General features: G+C 63.9%; 13 protein-coding genes. 5 read left to right on the forward strand and 8 right to left on the reverse strand.

From position 1 onward, the window contains the following. Positions 1 to 27: 27 nt before the first annotated feature. Entirely contained in the window at positions 28 to 972 is a 945-nt protein-coding gene (locus tag LU688_RS07965; protein WP_023631541.1) for an alpha/beta hydrolase, read from the reverse strand. Positions 973 to 1173: 201 nt separating this feature from the next. Here LU688_RS07965 and fadD2 point away from each other — a divergent pair, with 201 nt between their 5' ends. Then, positions 1174 to 2862 carry a long-chain-fatty-acid--CoA ligase FadD2 gene (fadD2, locus tag LU688_RS07970; protein WP_160291279.1) on the forward strand — a complete coding sequence of 563 codons (1689 nt, stop codon included), beginning with the start codon at positions 1174 to 1176 and terminating at the stop codon, positions 2860 to 2862. A 353-nt stretch (positions 2863 to 3215) separates the two neighbouring features. Next, a complete protein-coding gene (gene fadD1, locus LU688_RS07975; protein ID WP_160291280.1) occupies positions 3216 to 4913 on the forward strand; it encodes a long-chain-fatty-acid--CoA ligase FadD1 in 1698 nt (565 codons plus the stop codon). A gap of 68 nt (positions 4914 to 4981) precedes the next feature. Here fadD1 and LU688_RS07980 read toward each other — a convergent pair whose 3' ends face one another. Both LU688_RS07980 and LU688_RS07985 read right to left on the reverse strand, forming a co-directional pair. Next, a complete protein-coding gene (locus LU688_RS07980; RefSeq protein ID WP_160291281.1) occupies positions 4982 to 6289 on the reverse strand; it encodes an NAD(P)/FAD-dependent oxidoreductase in 1308 nt (435 codons plus the stop codon). Between the two features lie 26 nt (positions 6290 to 6315). Then, complete coding sequence (locus tag LU688_RS07985) at positions 6316 to 7680, reverse strand: glutamine synthetase family protein (RefSeq protein ID WP_094010030.1); 1365 nt, start codon at positions 7678 to 7680, stop codon at positions 6316 to 6318. Between the two features lie 468 nt (positions 7681 to 8148). On the opposite strand from LU688_RS07985, the gene hrpA reads away from it, so the two are divergent. Together hrpA and LU688_RS07995 are read left to right on the forward strand one after the other, a co-directional pair. Beyond that, complete coding sequence (hrpA, locus tag LU688_RS07990) at positions 8149 to 12054, forward strand: ATP-dependent RNA helicase HrpA (RefSeq protein ID WP_094010029.1); 3906 nt, start codon at positions 8149 to 8151, stop codon at positions 12052 to 12054. 217 nt (positions 12055 to 12271) lie between these two features. Further along, positions 12272 to 13393, forward strand: a complete 1122-nt coding sequence (locus LU688_RS07995) for a beta-ketoacyl-ACP synthase III (protein WP_094010028.1) — start codon at positions 12272 to 12274, stop codon at positions 13391 to 13393. A 186-nt stretch (positions 13394 to 13579) separates the two neighbouring features. Here LU688_RS07995 and LU688_RS08000 read toward each other — a convergent pair whose 3' ends face one another. Further along, positions 13580 to 14824, reverse strand: a complete 1245-nt coding sequence (locus tag LU688_RS08000) for a putative porin (protein ID WP_023629839.1) — start codon at positions 14822 to 14824, stop codon at positions 13580 to 13582. A gap of 239 nt (positions 14825 to 15063) precedes the next feature. On the opposite strand from LU688_RS08000, the gene LU688_RS08005 reads away from it, so the two are divergent. Beyond that, on the forward strand, positions 15064 to 16191 hold the full coding sequence (locus tag LU688_RS08005; RefSeq protein WP_023629840.1) for a GNAT family N-acetyltransferase: 1128 nt from the start codon (positions 15064 to 15066) through the stop codon (positions 16189 to 16191). A gap of 110 nt (positions 16192 to 16301) precedes the next feature. On the opposite strand, the gene LU688_RS08010 is transcribed toward LU688_RS08005, so the two are convergent. Genes LU688_RS08010 through LU688_RS08025 form a run of 4 tightly spaced genes read right to left on the reverse strand, consistent with a single transcriptional unit; the run spans position 16302 to position 20486 of the window. Beyond that, complete coding sequence (locus LU688_RS08010; RefSeq protein WP_046856649.1) at positions 16302 to 18134, reverse strand: ABC transporter ATP-binding protein; 1833 nt, start codon at positions 18132 to 18134, stop codon at positions 16302 to 16304. A gap of 51 nt (positions 18135 to 18185) precedes the next feature. Continuing rightward, positions 18186 to 18743: a peptidylprolyl isomerase gene (locus LU688_RS08015; protein ID WP_094010027.1), complete on the reverse strand. Its 558-nt coding sequence runs from the start codon at positions 18741 to 18743 to the stop codon at positions 18186 to 18188. Then, on the reverse strand, positions 18737 to 19549 hold the full coding sequence (locus tag LU688_RS08020) for an alpha/beta fold hydrolase (RefSeq protein WP_094010026.1): 813 nt from the start codon (positions 19547 to 19549) through the stop codon (positions 18737 to 18739). The genes LU688_RS08015 and LU688_RS08020 overlap by 7 nt, the downstream gene beginning before the upstream one ends. Positions 19550 to 19562: 13 nt before the next feature. Continuing rightward, positions 19563 to 20486 (reverse strand): LysR family transcriptional regulator, encoded by a 924-nt coding sequence (locus LU688_RS08025; RefSeq protein ID WP_028693074.1) that lies wholly within the window; start codon positions 20484 to 20486, stop codon positions 19563 to 19565. Positions 20487 to 20529 lie beyond the last annotated feature (43 nt).

The following is a 20529-nucleotide window of genomic DNA, read 5'->3' on the forward strand; positions in this document are numbered from 1 at the left end:
TCCTTGTGGGGCGGGCGAGGTGGCCGATCATTCACTGCGGGCAGGGCGGCCAAGGGCCAGCGCCTGCTCCAGCCAGCCGATGATCTCGGCGGTGACCTCGTCGCGATGGGTTTCGTTGAGCACTTCGTGGCGTGCGCCGGGGTAGATGCGCAACTGTACATGACGGTTGCCGGTCGCGCGCAGGGCGTCGGCCAGATGGGTGAGACGCTTGCCGGCACTCACCGGATCACATTCGCCGCCGATCACCAGGATGGGCAGGTTCGGGTCGATCTGCCCGAGATGCCTGGGCTGGCTGATCTGCGCCAGCCCCTGCAGCAGGTCGAGCCACAGCTGGTTGCTGCAACGAAAGCCGCACAAGGGGTCGGCGATGTACTTGTCCACTTCCTCGGCATCGCGGCTGAGCCAGTCAAATGCCGTGCGGTTGGGTTTGAAAGCCTTGTTGAACGAGCCGAACGACAGCCAGTCGATCAGCGCGCTCTTGCCCAGGGGGCCTTGGCGCCAGGCTTCGAAGCGGGCGATCAGGCGCGCGGCCCGGTACAGTGCCACCGGCTGGAAGTTCGAGCCGCTGAGGATCGCGCCTTGCAGGCTGGCGCTGTGGTGCAGCAGGTAGGCCTGGGCGATGTAGCTGCCCATGCTGTGGCCGAGCAGGAACAGCGGGGTGCCCGGGAACTGCTGGCCGACGTGCTGGGCCAGCAGGCCCAGATCGTTGACCACGGCATTCCAGCCATTATGGCGGGCGAACAGGCCCAGGCTCCCCAGCTCGGCGGTACGTCCATGTCCGCGCAGGTCGGGGGCGAGGAGTCCGTAGCCGGCAGCGTTGAGCGCATGCCCCAGGCGCTGGTAGCGCCCGGCATGTTCTGCCATGCCGTGGGCCAGCAACACCACGGCCTTGAGCGGTGTGGAGGGCAGCCATTGATGAACATGGAGGCTGCAATGCTCGCTGGCGGGGAGCCAGAAGGCGTCATGGGGCATGGCGGATCCTTGCGCGCGGAGGTTCGCCAACAGTGTATGCGCAAAGCGCCCGATTGCAGGAAGGGCAGAAAAGAGATTCACAATGTTAATGGCGGCACTTGGCGTATTTGCCACCCTCGACAGAGCTGCTAACGTCGGCTGAACACCTTTTTGCCATCAGGCGATCAGGTCAGGGACGTCCCGGTAGAGGAACAACAATAAATGCAAGCCGATTTCTGGAACGACAAGCGCCCGGCGGGCGTGCCTTCCACCATTGACATGAATGCCTATACGTCAGTCGTCGACGTTTTCGAGCGCTCCTGCAAGCGCTTCGCCGACCGGCCGGCATACAGCAACCTCGGCGTCACCCTGAGCTACGCGGACCTCGACCGTTACTCGGCGGCCTTCGCCGGCTGGTTGCAGCAGCACACCGACCTGGTGCCGGGCGATCGCATCGCGGTGCAGATGCCCAATGTCCTGCAATACCCCATCGCGGTGTTCGGCGCCATGCGTGCAGGCTTGATCGTGGTCAACACCAACCCGCTGTACACCGAGCGCGAGATGCGCCATCAGTTCAAGGACTCCGGCGCCCGCGCGCTGGTGTACCTGAACATGTTCGGCAAGCGCGTGCAGGAGGTGCTGCCCGACACCGGCATCGAGTACCTGATCGAAGCGAAGATGGGCGACTTGCTGCCGACGGCCAAGGGCTGGCTGATCAACACCGTGGTCGACAAGCTGAAGAAAATGGTGCCGGCCTACCATTTGCCCCAGGCGGTGTCGTTCAAGCACGTCCTGCGCCAGGGGCAACGTCTCGGTCACCAGGCGGTGGCGCAGACACTCGACGATGTCGCGGTGCTGCAGTACACCGGCGGGACCACGGGCCTGGCCAAGGGGGCCATGCTCACTCATGGCAATCTGGTGGCCAACATGCTTCAGGTACTGGCCTGTTTCGGCCAGCACGGGCCAGATGGCCAGCCGCTGATCAAGCAAGGGCAGGAGGTGATGATCGCGCCGCTGCCGCTTTACCACATCTACGCGTTTACCGCGAACTGCATGTGCATGATGGTGACCGGCAACCACAATGTGCTGATCACCAACCCCCGCGACATTCCGGGGTTCATCAAGGAACTGGGCAAGTGGCGGTTCTCGGCGTTGGTAGGCCTGAATACGCTGTTCGTCGCCCTTATGGATAACCCGGGGTTCAAAACGCTGGATTTCTCTGCACTGAAAATCACCAATTCTGGCGGCACCGCCCTGGTCAAGGCCACCGCCGAGCGCTGGGAGGCGCTCACGGGGTGCCGCATCGTTGAAGGCTATGGGCTGACCGAGACCTCGCCGGCAGCCAGCACCAACCCCTATGGCCAACTGGCGCGCCTTGGAACGGTGGGGATTCCGGTGCCTGGCACCGCGTTCAAGGTGATCGACGACGACGGCCTTGAGCAGCCTTTGGGTGAGCGCGGCGAACTGTGTATCAAAGGCCCGCAAGTGATGAAGGGCTATTGGCGGCAGCCTGGGGCCACCGATGAGGTGCTGGATGAGGAGGGCTGGCTGAAGACCGGCGACATCGCGGTCATTGACCCAGATGGTTATACCCGGATCGTCGACCGCAAGAAGGACATGATCATCGTCTCGGGCTTCAACGTGTATCCCAACGAGATCGAGGATGTGGTGATGGGGCATCCGCAAGTGGCCAGCTGCGCGGTGATCGGCGTGCCGGATGAGCGTACTGGCGAAGCGGTGAAGTTGTTTGTGGTATCGCGCGCGGGCGGGGTGAGCGTGGACGAGCTGAAGGCATTCTGCAAAGCCAACTTCACCGGCTACAAGGTGCCCAAGCACATTGTATTGCGCGAGTCGCTGCCGATGACCCCGGTGGGCAAGATCCTGCGTCGGGAATTGCGGGACATCGCCTGAAAGTAAGAGCGGCGGTGTGCCGTGTGACTTGTCCCGCGATTGTGTCAGCCTGGACGACAGTTTCCCCAGAGTCGACGCCATCGCAGGTCAGGTTCACTTTCACAGACCCTCTAGGCCAGGGCTTTCAGGCGGATTTGCGACATTTCGTATAATTACTCTAAAAATGACCTGAAGTTTTCATTGAGTCATTTTTGTGACCTGTCGGCCCATTTCGGCCTCTAGGCGACCCCTTTCAAAGCTGTTACTCTCGGCGCGCTTTCAGAGGATCCGGTTTGCAATGAGCCGGCCTCTCATATCAATAATAAGCGCATCGTCGCGTACCGAATTCGCTGTTGCTGAAGGAGCGGGCTTCCATGATCGAACATTTTTGGAAGGATAAGTACCCAGCCGGGGTCACGGCGGACATCAATCCTGACGAGTTCCCCAATATCCAGGCGGTACTCAAGCAATCCTGCCAACGCTTTGCCGACAAACCTGCCTTTAGCAACTTGGGCAAGACCATCACCTACGGCGAGCTGTATACCTTGTCCGGCGCCTTTGCCGCCTGGCTGCAGCAGCACACCGACCTGAAGCCGGGTGACCGCATCGCGGTCCAGTTGCCCAACGTCCTGCAGTACCCTGTCGCTGTCTTCGGCGCCATGCGTGCCGGGCTGATCGTGGTCAATACCAACCCGCTGTACACCGCGCGTGAGCTGGAGCACCAATTCAACGACTCCGGCGCCAAGGCACTGGTGTGTCTGGCCAACATGGCGCATCTGGCTGAAAAGGTGGTGCCCAAGACCCAAGTCAAACACGTCATTGTCACCGAAGTGGCCGACCTGTTGCCACCGCTCAAGCGCCTGTTGATCAACAGCGCGATCAAGTACGTGAAGAAAATGGTGCCGGCCTACCACCTGCCGGGCGCGGTGCGCTTCAATGACGCGCTGGCGCTAGGCAAGGGCGGCGCTGTCACCGAGGCCAACCCGCAGCCCGGCGACGTTGCTGTGCTGCAGTACACCGGCGGTACCACTGGCGTGGCCAAAGGCGCGATGCTCACCCATCGCAATCTGGTGGCCAACATGCTGCAGTGCCGTGCGCTGATGGGCTCGAACCTGCACGAAGGTTGCGAGATCCTCATCACTCCGCTGCCGCTTTACCACATCTATGCCTTCACCTTCCATTGCATGGCCATGATGCTGATCGGCAACCACAACGTGCTGATCAGCAACCCGCGTGACCTGCCGGCAATGGTCAAGGAGCTGGGCAAGTGGAAGTTCAGCGGCTTTATCGGCCTTAACACGCTGTTTGTCGCCCTGTGTAACAACGAGGCTTTCCGCAACCTCGATTTCTCGGCGCTGAAGATCACACTGTCCGGTGGCATGGCGCTGCAGATGAGCGTGGCCGAACGCTGGAAGGCGGTGACGGGTTGTGCCATCTGCGAAGGTTACGGTATGACCGAGACAAGCCCGGTGGCGGCGGTCAATCCGATCTCGGCCAACCAGGTGGGCACCATCGGTATCCCGGTGCCGTCGACCCTATGCAAGATCATCGACGACAACGGCCAGGAACTGCCCTTGGGTGAGGTGGGCGAGCTGTGCATCAAGGGGCCACAGGTGATGAAGGGGTACTGGCAGCGTGAAGATGCCACCGCCGAGATCATCGACGGCAATGGTTGGCTTAAAACCGGTGACATTGCCTTGATCCAGCCAGATGGCTACATGCGCATCGTCGATCGCAAGAAGGACATGATCCTGGTATCCGGCTTCAACGTGTATCCCAACGAACTCGAAGACGTGCTCGCCATGCTGCCGGGTGTGTTGCAGTGCGCGGCCATCGGTGTGCCGGACGAGAAGTCCGGCGAGGTGATCAAGGTATTCATCGTGGTCAAACCTGGCATGATGCTGACCAAGGAACAGGTCATGGAGCATATGCGCGCCAACGTCACCGGCTACAAGGTGCCCAAGGCCATCGAGTTCCGCGATGCGCTGCCGACCACCAACGTCGGCAAGATCCTGCGCCGCGAGCTGCGTGACGAAGAGCTGAAAAAGCAGGGCCTGAAAAAGATCGCCTGATCTGCAGCCTGCTTTGGGATTGGAATGTGGGAGCGGCGCACCGCCGCTCCCGTTTTGCGTTATGAAGCTCAGCGCAGTTTTTCCAGCATCTGGTAGTACCACATTCCTGCCGCCAGCAGCGGATTGCCCAGCAAGTCACCCATCGGCACCTTGATGTGCCTGCATGCCGCGAAGGTATCGAACTTCTCCAGCGTCCCGGTCAAGGCCTCGGCCATGATCTCGCCCATGATGTGGCTGGTGGCGATGCCGTGCCCGGAGTACCCCTGGCAGTACCAGACGTTGTCCGACAGCTTGCCCAGTTGCGGGATACGGTTGACCACGATGCCCATGGCGCAGCTCCACTGGAACTCGATCGGCACGCCCTTGAGCGCCGGGAAGGTGCGCTCGATGCACGGGCGCAGCTCGCCCTCGATGTCTCGCGAATCGCGCCCGGAGTAGTTGGCGCCGCCGCCGAACAGCAGGCGTTTGTCGGCGGTCAGACGGTAGTAGTCGAGGACGAAGCGGCAGTCGTACACGGCCAGATCCTGCGGGTTGATCTGGTCGGCCAGGTCACCCAGTGACGCGGTGGTGACGATGCCGCCCATGGCCGGGAAGATCTTGCCCTTCAGCTGGCGTTTTTCCAGTTTGTGGTAGACGTCGCCGGCCAGCATCACCTGTCGTGCCTCGATGCGCCCGCTGGCGGTAACCACGGCCGGGCGGGGGCCGTGGATGATCTCCAGAACTTCGGAATTCTCGAACACCAGCGCGCCGAGGCCATGGGCGGCGCGGGCCTCGCCCAGGCACAGGTTGAGCGGATGCAGGTGCAGGTTGCGGCGGTTCTTCAACGCGCCGAGGTACAGCGGGCTTTGCAGGTGCTGCTGCATGGCCTCGCGGTCGAGCAATTGCACCAGGTCGCCCATGCCGCGGCGTTGGGCTTCGGCGTCGAAGGCGCGCAGTTCGGTCATGTGCGACGGTTTCATCGCCGCGTGCAGGTGGCCGTGCTTGAGGTCGCACTGGATGCCGTAGCGCTCGACCCGCTGTTCGATGATCTGGTGGCCGCGCCAGCGCAGGTGCCAGATGAAGTCGTCCACCTCGGCGCCCAGGCGGTCGCGCATCTGCGTGCGCATGGCCTCGTCGCCCGACAGGCTGCCGGTGACCTGGCCACCGTTGCGCCCGCTGGCGCCCCAGCCGATGCGGTTGGTCTCGACGATGGCTACCTTCAGGCCACGCTCGGCCAGCTCCACCGCAGTGGCCACGCCGGTGAAGCCGCCGCCGATGATCGCCACGTCGACCTGCACCGTGCCTTTGAGCGTGGGGTATTCGGTTGCATCATTGAGGGTGGCGCTGTAGTAGGACGGCGCGCGCTGGGCCGGCCTGTTGTTCAGTGCTGCGTTCATGGGTGTTCCTTGTTGTAGTTCGTCTGTCAGGCCTGATGCAGGTACCAGCGCCAGTCCTGTTCGCCGACTTCGGCCATGAACTGGCGGTACTCGGCACGCTTGACCTTCAGGTACACGCCGAGGAAGGCCTCGCCCAGCGCCTCCCTGGCCCAGGCCGACTGTTCCAGAGCTTCCAGGGCAGTCAGCCAGTCGGTGGGCAGGTACTCGCTGGCCTGGGCATAGCCGTTGCCTTCGACCGGCGCGCCGGGATCGAGCTGTTCGCGGATGCCCTGGTGCGCGGCAGCAAGTATCGCGGCGGCGGCCAGGTAGGGGTTGGCGTCAGCGCCGCAGATGCGGTGTTCCACATGTCGGCTGTTGGCCGGGCCGCCGGGCACGCGCAGGCTGACGGTGCGGTTGTCCACACCCCAGGTCGGTGCCAGCGGGGCATAGCTGTTGGCCTGGAAGCGGCGGAATGAGTTGGCGTTGGGGCAGAACAGCAGCAACGACTCATGCAGGTGACGCAGCATGCCAGCCACCGCTTGGCGCAACAGTGGGGTGCCAGCCTTGTCTTCGCTGGCGAACAGGTTGTTGCCAGCGGCGTCCGCCAGGCTCAGGTGCATGTGCATGCCGGTGCCGGCCAGTTGGGTGAACGGCTTGGCCATGAAGCAGGCCTGCATGCCGTGGGCGTTGGCGATGCCTTTGACCAGGCGTTTATAGCGCACGGCCTGATCCATCGCCTGGAGCGCATCGCCGTGCTCCAGTGTGATTTCGACCTGGCCGGGGGCGTACTCGGAGATCGCCGTGCGGGCCGGGATACCCTGTGCCTTGCAGGCGGCATAGAGGTCGGCAAGAAACGGTTCGATCTGCTCGAGTTCGCGCAGGCCGTAGACCTGGGTCTCGCGCGGACGGCCGCCGTCGCTGTCCAGCGCCGGCTGCGGGCGGCCCTGGGCGTCGCGCTGCTGGTCGAGCAGGTAGAACTCCAGCTCGCAGGCCATCACCGGGTGATAACCCTCGGCCTTGAGGGCGTCGATCACCCGCAGCAGCACATGACGCGGATCCGCCACGCTGGCCGGCAGGCCTTCGCTGGGGTGCATGCTGACCTGCACGGCGGCGGTCGGCACCCGGCGCCAGGGCAGGCGCACCAGGCTGCCCTCCAGCGGGTAGGCGCGGCAGTCGATGTCGCCGACGTCCCAGACCAGACCGGAGTTTTCCACGTCGTCGCCATTGAGGGTCAGGCCGAGGATGGTGCTGGGCAGCGGGCGGCCGCTGTCGAACACCGCCAGCAGTTCCTCGCGATGCAGCAGCTTGCCACGGGGTACGCCGTTGGCGTCGAGGATGAACAGTTCGATCAGGTCGATATCGGGGTTGTCGGCCAGGAAACGCCTGGCTTGCTCGGCAGGGGCAAAGTGCATGGTGGATTCGCTCTGAGGCACGCAGGACCGCCGCGCAGGTGGGCGGTCAGGCTGAGTCAATCGGCCAGTGGTGGCCGGGTAGGGTCAGGGATGCGTGAGCGAAGTGTCCGGTGGGCGCGCGTGGCGGCAGTGCCACAGGGCCCAGAAGGCGAGGATGATGTGCACCAGCGGATTTTCGCCGGCACGGACCCTGGCCTTCGGCAGCGAAGGTTGGGGCAGCGGGCGGGCGATCGTCGGGTCGGGAAGCATCGCTCGATACTCACATGGCCGGTAAGGTTGATTAAATCAGTGAATGGCGACGTTCATTCCATTGATTGTTAAACATTCGAGTTGCAGTGCCCAGGGCGGACCTGGCCTGTGTCACAGCCGCAACAGGCAGCATCCCGCTGGCAAATCTGCGACAATCGTGCCCCTTACGCCTGCCGATCATGAAAGAGCAGCACTCGCCTGCATCATTAAAAAAGTCCCATGACAGACCACGCCATCGACCAACTGCTGAAGAACCTCGACCACGCCATGATCGCCGACCGCCATCGGTTGCGCCGGCAATTGCACGAGCTGCGCAAGCGTCCCGATGAGGGCAAGCTCGCGCAGTGGGTGGAAAAGGTCCAGGCCTCTTGCGCCCAGGTCACCGCGCGCCAGCAGAGCGTGCCGAGCATTCGCTACGACGACAATCTGCCCATCGCCGCCAAGCGCGACGAGATCAAAAAGGCCTTGGCCGAGCACCAGGTGCTGGTGATCGCTGGCGAGACCGGCTCGGGCAAGACCACCCAGTTGCCGAAGATCTGCCTGGAGCTGGGTCGCGGCAGCCATGGCCTGATCGCCCACACCCAGCCTCGGCGGATTGCCGCGCGCAGCGTGGCGGCGCGGGTCGCCGAGGAGCTGGGCACGCCGTTGGGGGCGCTGGTGGGCTACCAGGTGCGCTTCGAGGACCAGAGCGATTCGAACACCCTGGTCAAGCTGATGACCGACGGTATCCTGCTGGCCGAGACCCAGCACGACCGTTTCCTCGAACGCTACGACACGATCATCGTCGACGAGGCTCACGAGCGCAGCCTGAACATCGACTTCCTGCTCGGCTACCTCAAGACCCTGCTGCATCGCCGTCCGGAACTGAAGCTGATCATCACCTCGGCGACCATCGATCTGGAGCGTTTCTCCAAGCACTTCGACGGCGCGCCGATCATCGAAGTGTCCGGCCGTACCTACCCGGTGGAAACCTGGTACCGCCCGCTGACCAGCGAGCAGGACGAGGAGGGCAACCAGGTCGAGGAAGACCTCTCGGTCGACCAGGCGATCCTCGCCAGCCTCGACGAGATTGCCCAGTACGAGCGCAGCCAGGGCAAGGGCCCAGGCGATGTGCTGGTGTTCCTGCCCGGCGAGCGCGAGATCCGCGACGCCGCCGAGATCCTGCGCAAGGCGCAGTTGCGCCACACCGAGATACTGCCGCTGTATGCGCGGCTGTCGCCGGCCGAGCAGCAGCGGATCTTCCAGTCCCACAGCGGCCGGCGCGTGGTGCTGGCGACCAACGTCGCCGAGACTTCGCTGACCGTACCGGGCATCCGCTATGTGATCGACAGCGGCACCGCCCGCATCAGCCGCTACAGCTACCGCGCCAAGGTCCAGCGCCTGCCGATCGAAGCCGTTTCGCAGGCCAGCGCCAACCAGCGTAAAGGCCGCTGCGGCCGGGTCGAGCCGGGCATCTGCATCCGCCTGTACAGCGAGGATGACTTCAACGGCCGGCCGGCATTCACCGATCCCGAGATCCTGCGCACCAACCTGGCGGCGGTGATCCTGCAGATGCTGCACCTGCGCCTGGGCGCCATCGACGCCTTCCCGTTCATCGAGCCGCCGGATGGCAAGGCCATCAGCGACGGCTTCAACCTGCTGCAGGAACTGTCGGCGGTCAACCGCGAGAACCAGCTGACACCGCTGGGCCGCCAGCTGGCGCGTCTGCCGATCGACCCTCGTATGGGTCGCATGCTGCTCGAAGGTGCCCGCCAGGGCAGCCTGCAGGAAGTGCTGATCGTCGCCAGCGCACTGTCGGTGCAGGACCCGCGCGAACGCCCACCGGAGCGCCAGCAGGCCGCCGACCAGGCCCATGCCCAGTGGAAGGATGTCGACTCCGACTTCGCCGCGCTGGTCAACCTGTGGCGCGGTTTCGAGGAGCAGCGCCAGGCGTTGACCGCAAACCCGCTGCGCAACTGGTGCCGGAAGAACTTCCTCAACTATTTGCGCCTGCGCGAGTGGCGCGACGCCCACCGCCAGCTGGCGCTGATCTGCCGCGACCTGCAACTGACGGTGAACAAGGATGCCTGCGACTACCAGCGCATGCACAAGGCGATTCTCAGCGGCCTGCTCAGCCAGATCGGCCAGAAGACCGAGGAGGGCGATTACCAGGGCGCACGCCAGCGGCGGTTCTGGATTCACCCGTCGTCGGGCATTGGTCGCAAGCGGCCGCAATGGGTGATGGCCGCCGAACTGGTGGAAACCACCAAGCTGTATGCGCGCATGGTGGCCAAGATCGAGCCGGACTGGATCGAGCCGCTGGCCACCCACCTGATCAAGAAGAACCACTTCGAACCGCACTGGGAGAAGAAGCGCGGCCAGGTGGTGGCCTACGAACAGATCACCTTGTACGGGCTGATCCTGGTCGGACGCCGCCCGGTGCATTTCGGTCCCATCGACCCGGTCACCTCTCGTGAGCTTTTCATCCGCGATGGCCTGGTCGGCGGCGAGATACAATCCCGGGCCAAGTGCCTGACGGCCAACAAGCGCCTGCTGGAGCAGCTCGACGAACTGGAGGCCAAGGCCCGTCGGCGCGACATTCTGGCTGACGAAGAAACCCTGTACGCCTTCTATGAAGCGCGCCTGCCCGCGGAGATCCACCAGACCGCGACCTTCGATGCCTGGTACCGGATGACCAGCCAGAAGGACGCCAACCTGCTGATCATGCGCGAGGAGGACGTACTGGCCCGCGAGGCCAGCGAGGTCACCGCAGCGCAGTACCCGGATCACTTGCAGGTGGGCGAACTGCGCCTGTCGCTGAGCTACCACTTCGAACCGAACCATCCACGTGACGGCGTGACCGTGCGGGTGCCGGCGCCGTTGCTGCCCAACCTGCCGGGCGAACGCCTGGAATGGCTGGTGCCGGGCCTGCTCGAGGCCAAGTGCATCGCCCTGGTGCGCAACCTGCCCAAGGCCCTGCGCAAGAACTTCGTGCCGGTGCCGGACTTCGTCAAGGCGGCACTGTCGCGCATGGTCTTCGGCCAGGGCGCGTTGCCCCAGGCACTGGGCCATGAGCTGCTGCGCATGACCGGGGCGCGGGTGTCCGACGAGGCCTGGGCGGAAGCGACCGCGCTGGTGGAGGGCCATCTGCGCATGAACATCGAAGTGGTCGATGCCCAGGGCAAGTTCCTCGGCGAGGGCCGCGACCTGGTCGAACTGACTGCCCGTTTTGCTGCCGCCAGCCAGGCCGCCCTGGCCTTGCCGCGCAACAACAAGGCCGAGCAGCCGGTGCAGGCCAAGGTATTCGAGCAAGTGGCGCAGACCGCCCAGCAGAAGATCGCCGGGCTGTCGATGACCGTGTATCCGGCACTGGTCGAGGACAATGGCACGGTGCGCGAGGGGCGGTTCTCGACCCAGGCCGAGGCCGAGTTCCAGCACCGACGTGCCCTGCAGCGGCTGTTGTTGCAACAGTTGGCCGAGCCGGCCAAGTTCCTGCGCGGCAAGCTCCCGGGCTTGACCGAGCTGGGCTTGCTGTATCGCGAACTGGGCCGGGTCGAGGCACTGGTGGAGGATATCTTGTTGGCCAGTCTCGACAGTTGCGTGCTCGAAGGCGAAGACCCGTTGCCCCGTGATGGCGCCGCCCTGGCCTCGCTGGCCGAACGTAAGCGCGGCAATTGGAGCGAGCATGCCGAACGCCTGGCGCGCCTGACCTTGGAGGTGCTCAAGCTATGGCATGGCTTGCAGAAGCGCTTCAAGGGCAAGATCGACCTGAGCCAGGCGGTGGCACTCAACGATATCAAGCAGCAACTGGCCAACCTGGTGTATCCGGGCTTCGTGCGCGAGACGCCGGGGGCCTGGTTCAAGGAATTGCCGCGGTATCTTAAGGCAGTGGAACTGCGCCTGGAGAAGCTGGGCTCGCAGGTACAGAAGGACCGGGTGTGGAGTGGCGAGCTGGCCAATTGCTGGGCGCAATACCAGGCCCGTGCCGACAAGCATGCCCAGGAAGGCAAGCGCGATGAGCAACTGACCCTGTACCGCTGGCTGCTGGAGGAATACCGGGTTTCGTTGTTCGCCCAGCAGTTGGGGACCAAGGTGCCGGTTTCCGACAAGCGACTGAGCAAGCAGTGGAGTCAGGTGGAAGCCTAACCGTTGCAACTTGTGGCAAACTTGACGGAATTTGGGGCTGCTTTGCGGCCCATCGCTGGCAAGCCAGCTCCCACAGGGTACGCATTGAACTGAGGGAGCTGGCTTGCCAGTGATCGAGGGCCCAACCCTCGTCTTTGAATTGGTACCAAGGTGCCATTATGTTGCCCTTTTCCCGGCCTGCGCCGCATGGCGATGGCCTTTGACCAGAGGAACGACCGTGCACAACGTCGTCATCAGCGGCACCGGCCTGTATACCCCGGCCCAGAGCATTTCCAACGAAGAACTGGTGGAGTCCTTCAACACCTGGGCACAGCGTTTCAACCGTGACAATGCCGCCGCCATCGAGCGTGGCGAAGTCGAGGCGGCGCCGCTGTCCGATGCCGCCTTCATCGAAAAGGCCTCGGGCATCAAGAGCCGCTTCGTCATGGACAAGGCCGGCATCCTCGATCCGCAGCGCATGAAACCGCGCCTGCCGGAGCGTTCCAACGACGAACAGTCGATCCTCTGCGAAATGGGCGTTGCCGCTGCGCGTCAGGCGCTGGAGCGCGCCGGGCGCACTGCCGCCGATGTCGACGGGGTGATCGTCGCCTGCTCCAACCTGCAGCGCCCGTACCCGGCCATCGCCATCGAAGTGCAGCAGGCGCTCGGTATCGAGGGTTTTGCCTTCGACATGAACGTCGCCTGTTCGTCGGCCACCTTCGGCATCCAGACGGCCGCCAACAGCGTGCAGTTGGGCCAGGCCCGCGCGGTGCTGGTGGTCAGCCCGGAAATCTGCACCGGCCACTTGAACTTCCGTGACCGCGACAGCCACTTCATTTTCGGTGACGCCGCCACCGCGGTACTGATCGAACGTGCCGACCTGGCCACCTCGGCGCACCAGTTCGATATCGTCAGCACCAAGCTGTGGACCGCGTTCTCCAACAACATCCGCAACAACTTCGGCTTCCTCAACCGCGCCGCGGAAGAGGGCATCGGCACGCGCGACAAGCTGTTCGTGCAGGAAGGCCGCAAGGTGTTCAAGGAAGTCTGCCCCAAGGTCGCCGAGCTGATCGGCCAGCATCTGGAAGAGAACGGCCAGCAGCCGAGCGACGTCCAGCGTTTCTGGCTGCACCAGGCCAACCTGAGCATGAACCACCTGATCGTCAAGAAACTCCTGGGCCGGGAAGTGGACGAGCAAGAGGCGCCGGTGATCCTCGACCGTTATGCCAACACCAGTTCGGCAGGGTCGGTGATTGCCTTCCACCTGTACCAGGATGACCTGGCCAAGGGGGCGCTGGGTGTGCTGAGCTCGTTCGGCGCGGGTTATTCGATTGGCAGCGTGATCCTGCGCAAGCATTGATGCTTGTCTGACTCGTGGGAGCGGGCTTGCCCCGCGATGGCGTCATCAGCCCTTGCACAGCGGTAGGGTTGATGACGCCATCGCGGGGCAAGCCCGCTCCCACGTTCATTGCAGGCAAAAAAAAGCAGGAAATGCTGGATGGGGTCAGCATTTCCCGCTTCAGGGTGGAGCAAAGGAGCCTGGCGCTTAGAACTTCGCTTCCAGGTCCACCTGCAGGGTATCTACGTCAGCATCGCTGTTCGGCAGGTTGGAGAAGTCGGTCTTGGCCATCAGGTAGGCCGCGCCCAGGGAGAAGTTCTTGTCGATCTCGTAGCCGACCTTGAACTTGTGGCCACGCGAACCGGTGAAGCCGTTGCCGAAGTCGGAATCGGTGAAGGCGCTGACCACCGCGTTACGCTGCACGTCGCGGTAGTTGTAGTCCAGGCTCCAGGCGCCGACCTTGGTTTTCAGGCCCGCCAGCCAGGCCTTGTCCTTGCCGTCGGTGCTTTCGGTGTTCTTGACGAACTGGCCATAGGCCGAGAGCGGGATGGCAAAGCCGGTGAAGTCCACCTGGCCGAAGCCTTCCACCAGGTTGAACTCGTTGGTGGTGTTGCCCAAGGCACGCAGGACGGTCGACTCCTTGTCGTTGTCGTAGCCGTAGATGCTGCCGCCCACGGTGAACTTGAGGGTGTCGGCCGCGTTGAACTTGGCACCCAGCTGGCCGTGGTACAGTTGTGCGTCGTGCTTGAACTGCACGCCGTCGCCGTCGACGTTGTCCTTGAGGGTGTAGTGGCCGGCACTGCCGAACAGTTCGGTGGCGCCCAGGTTGGTCTTGTAGGTGACCGCCACGCCTTCGGGGTTGATGTCGCTGTCCCAGATGATGTCGCCCATGCTCACCCATGGCTGGGCCATCTTGCCGCCGATCAGGTGCAGGTTGGGGATGGCGGTCGGGTGCCAGTCGAGGTAGGCCAGGTCGACCCACAGCGATTTCTTCTCGAAGTAGTTGTCCAGGCTCTGGTTGGTCGAGCGGGCATCGGCACTGCTGCCGGTGGCCACGCGCACGCCGGCATCCACTTGCGGGTTGATCTCGCTGTAGAAGCCGACACGGGCGCGGACGCGCTCACGGTCCTGATTGCCACTGCGCGAGATCGGGTTGTCGACGTTGACGTCTTCGTAACGCAGGCGCACATCACCCTTGATCTGGGTCTTGGCGGCCCACGCCACTTTCTGTTCGAACGAACTCATGCGCTCGGACTGGGCTTTCTGGTCGGCCTTTTCCTTGGTTTCCTTTGCCAGGTCGCCCTGCAGTTCGTTGTACTGCGCCTGGTTGATCGAGCCATTGGCGCGGAGCATTTCGAGCAGCTTGGCGTCGACAGCAGCACTGGCCGGAGCACTCAGAGCCAGCATCATGCCGGTGAGGCTCACTCCGGTAAGTGTAGAAACAAGACGCATAAGGTTCTCCCTGTTGGAAAAAGTGGGGAGGCTCAAGCGCCCGCCCCCAAGTTGGCATGTCTTCGGAAAGGGCCTGACTAGACAGGTTCTGGGGTTCCGGAAAACAGGCGCAAGTATTGCGGGGGCGAATGACAGAATAATGTCTAAACAGTGGCACTGTTGTTAAGTAAAGCGGCCGTCATTTGAGTGTCACGGTCGACTTGGCAATACTGGCACTCTCTTTTCAGCGAGTTGCAAACGTGATCAGCCTCCACAGCCTTGCCCATCTGCGCGACCTGCCGGCGACCACCTGGGACGCGCTGGTGCCTGACGCCCAGCCGTTCCTGCGCCATGCCTTCCTCACGGCCATGGAGGACAGTGGCAGCGTGGCGACTGACACTGGCTGGGCCGCCGAACACCTGGTGCTGGAACGCGACGGTGAGGTGCGAGCGGTGCTGCCTGCGTACCGCAAATGGCATTCGTTCGGCGAGTACGTGTTCGACCACGGCTGGGCCGATGCCTGCGAGCGCGCAGGTATTGCCTACTACCCCAAGCTGCTGGGTGCCGTGCCGTTCAGCCCGGTGAGCGGCCCACGCCTGTTGGCCGCCGACCCGAGCGATGGCCTGTTGCTGTTGCAGGCCATCCCCGAGTACCTGGGCAAGGGTGGGCTGTCGGGTGCGCATATCAACTTCACCGACACTGCGCTGGATGAGGCCCTCGCTGGTCTGCCAGGCTGGATGGAACGCTTGGGTTGCCAGTTCCATTGGCGCAATCGGGGTTATCGCGACTACCAGGACTTTCTCGACACCCTCAGCTCACGCAAGCGCAAGCAGATGCGCAAGGAGCGCGAACAGGTGGCGGGGCAGGGGATCGACTTCGCCTGGTATCGGGGCGACGAGCTGAGCGAGGCACAGTGGGATTTTGTCTACCTGTGTTACGCCAACACCTACGCCGTGCGCCGACGCGCGCCCTACCTTACCCGTGAATTCTTCAGCCTGATCGCCGAGCGCATGCCCGAGGCAATCCGGGTGGTCATCGCCCGCCAGCAGGGGCGCGAGGTGGCCATGGCGCTCAGCCTGATCGGGGGTGACAGCTTGTATGGACGGTATTGGGGGTGCCTTGATGAATTCGACCGTCTGCATTTCGAGACCTGTTTCTATCAGGGCATGGATTTCGCCATCGGCGAAGGGCTGCAGCGGTTCGATGCCGGGGCCCAGGGTGAGCACAAGTTGATTCGTGGCTTCGAGCCGGTGATCACGCGGTCGTGGCATTACCTGCTGCATCCGGGATTGCGCCGGGCGGTGGAGGATTTTCTGCTGCAGGAGCGGGCGGGGGTGAGGGCGTATGCCGAAGAGGCGCGGCAGATGTTGCCGTACCGCCAGGACTGATTCCCCTTCCACAAGAAATCGGGGCGTGGGAGCGGGCTTGCCCCGCGATGGCGTCCACCCTGGCCACCGCCATCGCGGGGCAAGCCCCACGTCCCCCAATCAGGCCGGCTTCAATCCACCCCGACGAACCCACCCGTCTGGTGATGCCACAGTCGCGCATACAGGCCACGCTGCGCCAATAGCTCGGTGTGGCTGCCACTCTCGACGATATGTCCCTTGTCCAGCACGATCAGCCGGTCCATGCGGGCGATGGTCGACAGGCGGTGTGCGATGGCTATGACCGTCTTGCCCTGCATCAGCGTCTCCAGGCTCTCCTGGATCGCCGCCTCCACCTCTGAGTCCAGCGCCGAGGTGGCCTCGTCCATGATCAGGATCGGCGCGTTCTTCAGCAGCACCCGGGCGATGGCGATGCGCTGGCGCTGGCCGCCGGAGAGCTTCACGCCGCGCTCGCCGACATGGGCGTCGAAGCCTGTACGGCCCTGGGCGTCGGACAACTGCGGGATGAATTCGTCGGCCCGCGCCCGGCGTACAGCCTCCCAGACTTCCTCGTCACTGGCATCCGGTCGGCCGTACAGCAGGTTGTCGCGAATCGAGCGGTGCAGCAGCGAAGTGTCCTGGGTGATCATGCCGATTTGCGCGCGCAGGCTGGCCTGGTTGACCTCGGCGATATCCTGGCCGTCGATGAGGATGCGCCCGCTGTCGATGTCGTACAGGCGCAGCAGCAGGTTGACCAGGGTCGATTTGCCGGCGCCGGACGGGCCGATCAGGCCGATCTTCTCGCCGGGGCGGATATCCAGGTTCAAGGCATCGATCACCTTGCCGCCCTTGCCGTAGTGGAAGTCGACATGGTCGAAGCGCACTGCGCCGCGACTGACCTTGAGTGCCGGCGCGTGGGGCTTGTCGCTGACGGTGACCGGCTGGGCGATGGTCTGCAGGCCGTCCTGGACCATGCCGATGTTCTCGAAGATGCCGTTGACCACCCACATGATCCAGCCGGACATGTTGACGATGCGGATCACCAGGCCGGTGGCCAGGGCGATGGCACCGACGCTGATCAGCGACTGGCTCCATAGCCACAGGGCAAGGCCTGTGGTTGCGACCACCAGCAGGCCGTTCAGCGAGGTGATGACCACGTCCATGCTGGTGATCACCCGCGAGGCCAGCTGGGTCTTCTCGGTCTGTTCGCTGATCGCCTCGCGGGCGTACTGCTGCTCGTAGTCGGTGTGGGCGAACAGCTTGAGCGTGGCGATGTTGGTGTAGCCATCGACGATGCGCCCCATCAGCTTGGAACGGGCGTCGGAGGAGATCACCGAGCGTTCCTTCACCCGCGGCACGAAGTAGTACAGCGCGCCGATATAGCAGGCGATCCACACCAGCAGCGGCAGCATCAGCCGCCAGTCGGCCTCGGCGAACAGCACCAGTGCGCTGATGGCATAGATCAGCACATGCCACAGCGCGTCCACCGCCTGCACCGCCGAATCGCGCAGGGAGTTGCCGGTCTGCATGATGCGCTGGGCGATGCGCCCGGCGAAGTCGCTCTGGAAGAAGTTCAGGCTCTGCTTGAGCACATAGGTGTGGTTCTGCCAGCGGATCAGGCTGGTCATGCCCGGGCTGATGGTCTGGTGCACCAGCAGGTCGTGCAGGCCAAAGAACACCGGCCGTAGCACCAGCACCACCACCAGCATCCAGATCAGCTCGCCACTGTGCTCGCTGAAGAAGTTGGCGTTGGGCGTGCCCTGGGCCAGGTCGATGATCCGGCTCAGGTAGCTGAACAGCGCCACCTCGATCAGTGAGGCGATCAGCCCGACGATCAGCAAGGCAACGAAGCTCGGCCAGACCTGGCGCAAATAATAGAGATAGAAGGGCCAGACCTTGCCGGGAGGCGCCTCGCTCGGCGCCTCGCGGAAGATGTCGATCAACTGCTCGAAACGACGGTACAGCATGGGTGACGACACTCCTGTTCGACCCGACTCACGTCCCTGTGCGGCGCGGGATCAATCGATGCGTTTGGCCGACTTGATGTAGACCGGATCCGCCGGCACATCGCGCATGCCTTTCTTGACGGTGGTCGGCGAGTTGACGATCTGGTCGACCACCTCCATGCCCTTGGTGACCTTGCCGAACACCGCGTAGCCACGGTCGCGGCCCGGATTGAGGAAGTCGTTGTCGGCGACGTTGATGAAGAACTGGCTGGTGGCCGAGTTCGGGTCGGAGGTACGCGCCATGGACAGGGTGCCACGGGTGTTCTGCAGGCCGTTGCTGGCCTCGTTGCGGATTGGGTCCTGGGTGCTCTTCTGCACCATCTGGTCGGTGAAGCCACCGCCCTGGACCATGAAGCCCGGGATCACACGGTGGAAGATGGTGTTGTTGTAGAAGCCGCTGTCGACGTACTGGAGGAAGTTCTTGGTACTGATCGGCGCTTTTTCTGCGTTCAGCTCGATTTCGACCTGGCCGAAGCTGGTGTCCAGCAGCACATGCGGGGTTTTGTCCGAGGCCATGACGCTGGTGGCGAAGGCGACCGAGCAGGCGGTGAGCAGAAGTTTTTTCAGCATGGGCTCAATGATCCTTGAGGGGTGGAAGCGGCTGCGAGGAACTGCAGCAGGGTCTGGTTGAAGACCTCAGGTTGGTCCAGGGGCGTAGCGTGCCGCGAATCGTCGATGACCGCCAGTCTGGCGTTGGGCATCAGGGCGACGTAACGCTCCTTGAGTTGTATCGGTGTGTAATCGTGGTCGGCGGCGATCACCAGGGTGGGACAGCGGATCTGGCCGATGCGTTCCTGTACGCCCCAGTCGACGATGGCGTCGAAGCTTTTCAGGTACGCACGCTTGTCGTTGCGCGCCCAGCGTTCGGCCATCTTGCGCCGCAGTTCGGCCTGCTCCGGCTTGGGAAACAGCCGTTCGGCCAGGCCCTTGCCGACGGTCTCGACGCTGAGCAGGCGCGCCAGGCTCCAGCGCTTGAGCCACCAGATCCAGTCGCTGCGGGTGCGGCGCTTGACCTCCGGGGCGCTGTTGACGATGCACAGGCTGCGCAGCCACTCGGGGTGGTCGACGGCGAACTGGAAGCCGAGCATGCCGCCCATGGACAGACCGACGAAGTGCACCGGGCCGGTGTCCAGGTGACGGAGCAGAGCCAGGAGATCCTCGCTGAAGGTCTTTATCTGGTAGCCCGAGCGAGGCTTGGACGATTGCCCGTGGCCGCGGATGTCCATGAGGATCACCCGGTACTGGCGGGCGAGCTCGGGCACCTGCAGTTCCCAGTCCTGGCTGCTCGAACCCAGCCCGTGCAGTAGCACCAGGGGCTCGCCCTGACCGTGTTCCTCGTAATGCAACTGGCATCCTTGGTGTTCGAAAACGGCCATGGGCGCGGTCCTCTCAGGCTTGCGGGGGGGCTGCGAAGGGCACGTCCAGCGGCGCGGTGTCGAAGTTGCGCAGCAGTTCGATAAGGATCTGCGTGGCCGGGCCCAAGGTCTTTTCCTTGCTGGAGTAAAGGTAGAACAGTGGATGGCGGCTGCCCCCCTGATCCAGCGGCAGGGGCTTGAGCACGCCTTCGCGCAGCTCGCGCTCGATCATGTGCCGGGGCAGCCAGGCAAAGCCCAGGCCGCTGCCGACGAAGGTCGCCGCGGTGCCCAGGCTGCCTACCGTCCAGCGCTGCTCGGCGCCTAGCCAGCCGACATCACGTGGCTGGGCCCGACCGGAGTCGCGGATCACCACCTGCAACTGGCTTTCCAGGTCCTGGAAGGTGATTTCGCGGCCCATGCGGTGCAGGGCGTGTTCAGGGTGGGCGACGGCGATGAACTCCACCGGGCTGAGCTCGGTACCCAGGTAGCCACCGATGTTGAAGCTGCTGATGGCAAGGTCGGCGATGCCTTCGTGCAGCACTTCCTCGACGCCGGACAGCACCTCTTCGCGCAGGCGCACCCGGCACCCGCGACTCTGCGGCATGAACGCTGCCAGGGCGCGCACCAGGCGGGCGCTGGGGTAGGCGGCGTCGACCACCAGGCGCACTTCGGCTTCCCAACCCTGCTCCATGTGATGGGCCAGGTCTTCCAGCTGGCTGGCCTGCTTGACCAGTTGCCGCGAACGGCGCAGCAGCACGCTGCCGGCCTCGGTCAGCACCGCCTTGCGCCCATCGATGCGCAGCAGCGGCACGCCCAGTTGCTCCTGCATGCGCGCCACGGTGTAGCTCACCGACGATTGCGAGCGGTGCAGGGCCTCTGCGGCCTGGGCGAACCCGCCGTGGTCGACCACCGCCTGCAGGGTCCGCCACTGATCCAGGGTAACGCGCGGTGCTTTCATCCAGGGCTCCTGTTGTCCTAAGCTGCGCTCTTCCCAAGGAGAG

It is taken from the genome of Pseudomonas soli, assembly GCF_021283165.2.
GTDB classification, from domain to species: Bacteria; Pseudomonadota; Gammaproteobacteria; order Pseudomonadales; family Pseudomonadaceae; genus Aquipseudomonas; species Aquipseudomonas soli.

Coding starts and splice junctions, on each gene's coding strand:
- LU688_RS07965 (WP_023631541.1), bottom strand. CDS start 972: ATGCCCCATGACGCCTTCTGGCTCCCCGCCAGCGAGCATTGCAGCCTC.
- fadD2 (WP_160291279.1), top strand. CDS start 1,174: ATGCAAGCCGATTTCTGGAACGACAAGCGCCCGGCGGGCGTGCCTTCC.
- fadD1 (WP_160291280.1), top strand. CDS start 3,216: ATGATCGAACATTTTTGGAAGGATAAGTACCCAGCCGGGGTCACGGCG.
- LU688_RS07980 (WP_160291281.1), bottom strand. CDS start 6,289: ATGAACGCAGCACTGAACAACAGGCCGGCCCAGCGCGCGCCGTCCTAC.
- LU688_RS07985 (WP_094010030.1), bottom strand. CDS start 7,680: ATGCACTTTGCCCCTGCCGAGCAAGCCAGGCGTTTCCTGGCCGACAAC.
- hrpA (WP_094010029.1), top strand. CDS start 8,149: ATGACAGACCACGCCATCGACCAACTGCTGAAGAACCTCGACCACGCC.
- LU688_RS08000 (WP_023629839.1), bottom strand. CDS start 14,824: ATGCGTCTTGTTTCTACACTTACCGGAGTGAGCCTCACCGGCATGATG.
- LU688_RS08010 (WP_046856649.1), bottom strand. CDS start 18,134: ATGCTGTACCGTCGTTTCGAGCAGTTGATCGACATCTTCCGCGAGGCG.
- LU688_RS08015 (WP_094010027.1), bottom strand. CDS start 18,743: ATGCTGAAAAAACTTCTGCTCACCGCCTGCTCGGTCGCCTTCGCCACC.
- LU688_RS08020 (WP_094010026.1), bottom strand. CDS start 19,549: ATGGCCGTTTTCGAACACCAAGGATGCCAGTTGCATTACGAGGAACAC.
- LU688_RS08025 (WP_028693074.1), bottom strand. CDS start 20,486: ATGAAAGCACCGCGCGTTACCCTGGATCAGTGGCGGACCCTGCAGGCG.